General features: G+C 46.0%; 1 protein-coding gene. It reads right to left on the bottom strand.

Annotated elements, in window-relative coordinates:
• Nucleotides 1-706 (bottom strand): IS3 family transposase (locus tag KFE26_RS23630; protein ID WP_212601919.1); only part of this gene is annotated, 706 nt, incomplete at both ends.

Genomic DNA, 706 nt, shown 5'->3' with positions numbered 1-706 from the left:
ATTCCGTTTTTAAACTTCTGAAAAACCGCTCCATTGGCGCATTATCCCAGCAGTTACCGCGACGGCTCATGCTCTGGGTGATTTGATATTTCCACAGCCGCTGACGGTATTTCAGGCTGGTATAATGGCTGCCTTGGTCAGAGTGGAATATCTGGTTTTTAGGCTTCCCACGAGATTCAAAAGCCATATCTAAGGCCTTCACCGTTAACTCAGTATCCGGTGACAATGACATCGCCCAACCAATGGCTTTTCTCGAAAATAAATCCAGCACAACCGCTAAATAACACCAACGATTACCCGCCCAAATATACGTCACATCGCCACACCAAACGGTGTTTGGTTCGACAACTGCAAATTGTCGCTTGAGTAAATTAGGGATGGTCACATGCTCATTTTCAGCCTTCTTATAGCGGTGCTTGGGTTGTTGGCAGCTCACTAATCCAAGCTCTTTCATTAACCGAGTCGCCTTATAACGACTTAACGCAAAGCCACGTTCAGAGGTGATAGTCGCAATGCTCCTAGCCCCCGCAGACTCCCGACTTTCAGCGTGTATTGCTTTGATTTCACACTCTAAAATCTGCTGTTCAGGTGTCGCTACAAGTTCACGGCTCACCCAATAACGGTAGCTACTCCGGTTCACGTTAAATACATGGCATAACACTGAAATAGGGTATTTGTTGCTCTGATTGAGTTTCTCGATTATCGA

Origin of the sequence: Shewanella sp. M16, assembly GCF_018224605.1 — a bacterium.
Classification (GTDB): Bacteria; Pseudomonadota; Gammaproteobacteria; order Enterobacterales; family Shewanellaceae; genus Shewanella; species Shewanella oncorhynchi.
This window is presented reverse-complemented; position numbering and strand designations above follow the sequence as displayed.